Source organism: Longimicrobium sp. (assembly GCF_036554565.1).
In the GTDB taxonomy this organism is placed as follows: Bacteria; Gemmatimonadota; Gemmatimonadetes; order Longimicrobiales; family Longimicrobiaceae; genus Longimicrobium.
The window spans coordinates 1-4,072 of the sequence record NZ_DATBNB010000505.1 but is presented as its reverse complement, the minus strand read 5'-3'; the positions used below and the strand labels follow the sequence as shown (position 1 = coordinate 4,072).

Genomic DNA, 4,072 nt, shown 5'->3' with positions numbered 1-4,072 from the left:
GCCTCGGCCTGCTCCTCTGCCGCGCCCAGCCGGCGCGCCAGCGCCTCGGCGCTGTCGAAGTCCGTGGCGGCCTCGCGGAACCGGTTGGCTTCCTGGTGCGCGTACCCCCGGCAGGAGCGCAGGCTGGCGATGGCGCGCCCGTCGCCCGTCCGCACGGCATCCGCCAGCCCCGCCTCTGCCCACGCGGCGATCGAGTCGGGCGCGTCGCTGGCGGCCGCCCAGCAGCGCAGCACCAGGGCACGCATCCGCAGCGAGTCGGAGCCGGGCGCCCCGAGCATCGGAAGCACCTGGCGGGTCAGGCGGAGCGTGGTCGCCGGATCGGAGTGCTCGGTGCGGGCCGCCTCCGCCACCATCCGCGCGGCGGAGGGCTGCTGCGCTGCGCCGTCCGTGGCGGCCGCGCAGAGAGTGAGAAGCAGGGTCAGCGAAACGAGCGGATGCCTCGTGCGCATGGGCAGGCGGGAGAGGCGTGGAGGTGCGGGCCGGATCTTCACCTGAACGGTGATCGGAGAGTATAGGATTCCGGCCGCTCCCGGCGCTACGGCGACGAGATCGCCAACCGGAAGCCGTCCGGGTCGCGCAGCCGGAAGATGCGTGGCCCCCAGGGCATGGTGGCCGGCTCCATCTCCAGCGTGCCGCCACGCGCCTTGATTGCCGCCGCGAGCGGGTCGATGTCCTGCCTGGTGGTGATCATCAGCGAGAACCCCTCGCCCTTCGCCCGGTCCAATCCCTTGTCGCCATTGTCCTGGCTGATCAGGATCCGCACGTCGCCGGACCGCAGCGACACCGCCATCAGCCTGCCCTCGCGCTCGTGGCGCTGGTCGATCGCGAAGCCCACCACCTCGTGGTACCAGGCCAGGCTCGCCTGCAGGTCGGGGGTGGTCAGCGAGGCCGTGAGGGCGACGGCCTGAAGTCCGTCGGGCGGGGCGGCAAGCGGGGCGTTGGCCATGGGACTGGATCGTCAGGGGAATGCGGGCGGCGTGTGCTCACAATGGCCCGGGCCGGCCCCGGCGGGCAAGGCTCGGCGTCGCCCGGGGCTAGTCCTGGATCTCGAACGACGGGTTCCACACGACTTCCCAGAGGTGCCCGTCCGGGTCCTGGAAGTAGCCGGCGTATCCGCCCCAGAACGTGTCGTGCGCCTCCTTCACGATGCGGGCACCCGCCGCCCGCGCTTGCTGCATCACCGAATCCACCTCCGCTCGGGACGCGACGTTGTGCCCCAGCGTGAACTCCGTCGCGGAGGGAGGCGCGACGGAAAGGCCGGTGTCGTGCGCCAGGCTGGCCCGCGGCCAGAGCGCCAGCTTCAGCCCCGCCTGCAGGTCGATGAACACCACCGCGCCGTGCTCGAACTCGGCGCCGGTGATCCCCTCTGTCGGAAAGCCCAGCCCGTCGCGGTAGAAGCGGAGCGACCGCTCCAGGTGGTCCACGCCGAGGGTGATGACGGTAACGCGAGGCCTCACTGCGCTTCCTCCGTGATCGATGGGAAGGCCGGCTGCACCAAAACGGTGTCCCCACCTGACCAGAACAGGTCGCTCACGATGCGCCGCCGCTCGGCCTGCCGGGCCTCGCCCGTGGCGTTCAGCGCCTGGCACAGGTCGCGTGCGCGCTCGCGACGGGCGACCAGGCCGGTGTCCATGGGATCGTAAAGCTCGCCCGCCAGCATCTTTACGCGTTCCATCCTCATGCGGCTCCAGTGCGGGTGGCGCCTCCCGGCCAGGGGCCGCGGGATGATCGAGCGGCCGTTCCTTGGTGGGGCACCGACGTTGCAAAACGGTGGTCATCCCCGGAGTCTCTGAATCACCCCCAAGGAACGGACGCTGATGCCCTTCCCTCGCATCACCGCGCGCGCGGTGCTGGGTCTTGCCGCCATGCTGGCCCTGGCCGCCTGCTCCACCGACGGCCCGACCGAAGTCACGACCAACCCCGACGGACCCAGCTTCTACACCTACCCCAGCGCCATCTACCGCAACCACGTGGAGTTCGGCGCGCCGTCGGGGTCGTCCACCAGCGACGTGCGGCTTTCCAAGAACACCCACTACATTTCGTACAACTGCTCGCGCGGCGGGCCCAACTGGGTGTCGTGGAACCTGAACAAGACGCACTACGGCGACGCGGCGCGCTCCACGAGCTTCTACTCCGACGGCACGCTGCCCACCGGCTGCTACCGCGTAACGACGTCGGACTACACGAACTCGGGGTTCAGCCGCGGCCACATGGTGCGCAGCGAGGAGCGCACCTGGTCGTCGGAGCACAATAAGCAGACGTTCCTGATGACCAACATCCTGCCGCAGTACCAGGACCTGAACGGCGGGCCCTGGTACAAGTTCGAGCAGTACCTGCAGACGCAGGCGCAGACGAACAACAAGGAAATCTACATCATGGCCGGCGGATACTCGTACAGCGGCACGCTGCTGAACGCGGGCAAGGTGGCCATCCCGCGGCGCAACTACAAGATCGCGCTGCTGATGCCCTACGGTCAGGGCCTGGCGCAGGCCACGTCGACGAGCAGCATCGAGGTGATCGCGGTGGACATGCCCAACATCACGGGGATTTCCACCGCCTCGTGGGAAAGCTACCGCACCACCGTCGACGCCATCGAGAGCAAGACCGGATACAACTTCCTGCACCTGCTGACCGACGGCGTGGAATCGTACTGGGAAGCCCGGTAGCACGGTCGGTTGCGGATGACAAAACGGGCGCGGAGCCGAAGCTCCGCGCCCGTTTTCAGCGCGATGCGGTGCGTCCGGGAGGTTTACGCCTGCTCGTCCGTTCCGGCGTCCGCGGCGGGAGCGTCGTCCGAAGCCGGAGCCTCGTCCGCAGCCGGAGCCGCATCGGCCGAAGCCTCCGCAGCCGGGGCCTCGTCGGCCGCGGGCGCGTCGTCGGCGCTCGCGGTGGTCTCCGAAGCCTCGTCCGCGACGGCCGGGGTGGCCGCCACGGTGAACTGCGGCTCGCCGCCCTCGAACTTGGGCACCCGCACCACTTCGCAGACGATGCGGTGGTTGGCCGCGTCGACCTCGGTGATGCGCATGTCGAGCATGTCGCCCTCGGCGAACACGTCCGCCGGGTTCTGCAGGCCGGTCACGCCGATCTGCGAAACGGGCACGAAGCCCTCGACGTCGTTGCCCAGGTCCACCGCCACGCCCTTGTCCTGCAGGCGGGTGATGGGGCCGGCGATCTCCTGGCCCGCGTGGTACTGCGTGGCGATGTCGCCCCACGGGTCGTCCTGGGTCTGCTTCAGGCCCAGCGAGATGCGCTTGTTCTCCGCGTCCACGCCCAGGATCACCACGTCGACGTCGTCACCCTTCTTGACGACTTCCGACGGGTGCTGGATGCGCTTCGTCCAGCTCATGTCGGAGATGTGCACCAGGCCGTCGATCCCCGGCTCGATCTCGACGAAGGCACCGAAGCTGGTGAGGTTGCGGACCTTGCCGCTGAGGCGCGTGCCCACCGGGTACTTGGCCGGCAGCGCGTGCCACGGGTCTTCCTCGATCTGCTTCATGCCGAGCGAGATCTTCTCGCCTTCCGGATCCACCTTCAGGATCACCGCCTCGATCTCATCGCCCAGCGACACGATCTTGGACGGGTGCCGGACGTTGCGCGTCCAGCTCATCTCGGAGATGTGCACCAGGCCCTCGACACCCTTCTCCAGCTCCACGAAGGCGCCGTAGTTGGTGATCGAGACGACGCGGCCGCGAACGCGGGCGCCCACCGGGTACTTGGTCTCGACGTCCTTCCAGGGGTAGTCCTGAAGCTGCTTCAGGCCCAGCGACAGGCGCTCGCGCTCCCAGTCGATGTCCAGGACCTTCACCTCCAGCTCGTCGCCGATGCCCACCACCTCGGACGGGTGGCCAACGCGGCCCCACGACATGTCGGTGATGTGCAGCAGGCCGTCCATGCCGCCCAGGTCGATGAACGCACCGAAGTCGGTGATGTTCTTGACGATGCCCACGCGCTGCTGGCCTACCTCGAGCTCCTTCTTCAGCTTGTCGCGCTTGATCTCGCGGTCGGCTTCCAGGAGCACGCGGCGCGACACCACGATGTTGCGGCGGCGCTTGTTGAGCTTGATGATCTTGAA

At 68.7% G+C, this 4,072-nt stretch carries 6 protein-coding genes; 1 reads left to right on the top strand and 5 read right to left on the bottom strand.

The annotated features are described in order from the left end of the window. The 4 genes from VIB55_RS13905 to VIB55_RS13890 form a co-directional block, all read right to left on the bottom strand. Nucleotides 1-449: hypothetical protein (locus VIB55_RS13905; RefSeq protein WP_331877255.1), on the bottom strand; the 449-nt coding region annotated here is incomplete at its 3' end. Between the two features lie 86 nt (nucleotides 450-535). Next, the gene (locus tag VIB55_RS13900) at nucleotides 536-946 is read right to left on the bottom strand and encodes a VOC family protein (protein ID WP_331877254.1); all 411 of its coding nucleotides are present in this window, start codon (nucleotides 944-946) and stop codon (nucleotides 536-538) included. Between the two features lie 88 nt (nucleotides 947-1,034). Further along, complete coding sequence (locus VIB55_RS13895) at nucleotides 1,035-1,457, bottom strand: VOC family protein (RefSeq protein WP_331877253.1); 423 nt, start codon at nucleotides 1,455-1,457, stop codon at nucleotides 1,035-1,037. Then, the gene (locus VIB55_RS13890) at nucleotides 1,454-1,681 is read right to left on the bottom strand and encodes a maltose acetyltransferase domain-containing protein (protein ID WP_331877252.1); all 228 of its coding nucleotides are present in this window, start codon (nucleotides 1,679-1,681) and stop codon (nucleotides 1,454-1,456) included. Before VIB55_RS13890 ends, VIB55_RS13895 begins: the two co-directional genes overlap by 4 nt. A gap of 136 nt (nucleotides 1,682-1,817) precedes the next feature. Between VIB55_RS13890 and VIB55_RS13885 the strand changes: the two genes are divergently transcribed. Continuing rightward, nucleotides 1,818-2,666, top strand: a complete 849-nt coding sequence (locus VIB55_RS13885; protein ID WP_331877251.1) for a DNA/RNA non-specific endonuclease — start codon at nucleotides 1,818-1,820, stop codon at nucleotides 2,664-2,666. Nucleotides 2,667-2,749: 83 nt separating this feature from the next. Here VIB55_RS13885 and VIB55_RS13880 read toward each other — a convergent pair. Further along, nucleotides 2,750-4,072 (bottom strand): S1 RNA-binding domain-containing protein (locus VIB55_RS13880; RefSeq protein ID WP_331877250.1); only part of this gene is annotated, 1,323 nt, incomplete at its 5' end.

Bases quoted from the DNA above. Each gene is read 5' to 3' on its own strand.
- VIB55_RS13900 (WP_331877254.1), bottom strand. From the start codon at position 946: ATGGCCAACGCCCCGCTTGCCGCCCCGCCCGACGGACTTCAGGCCGTC.
- VIB55_RS13890 (WP_331877252.1), bottom strand. From the start codon at position 1,681: ATGAGGATGGAACGCGTAAAGATGCTGGCGGGCGAGCTTTACGATCCC.
- VIB55_RS13885 (WP_331877251.1), top strand. From the start codon at position 1,818: ATGCCCTTCCCTCGCATCACCGCGCGCGCGGTGCTGGGTCTTGCCGCC.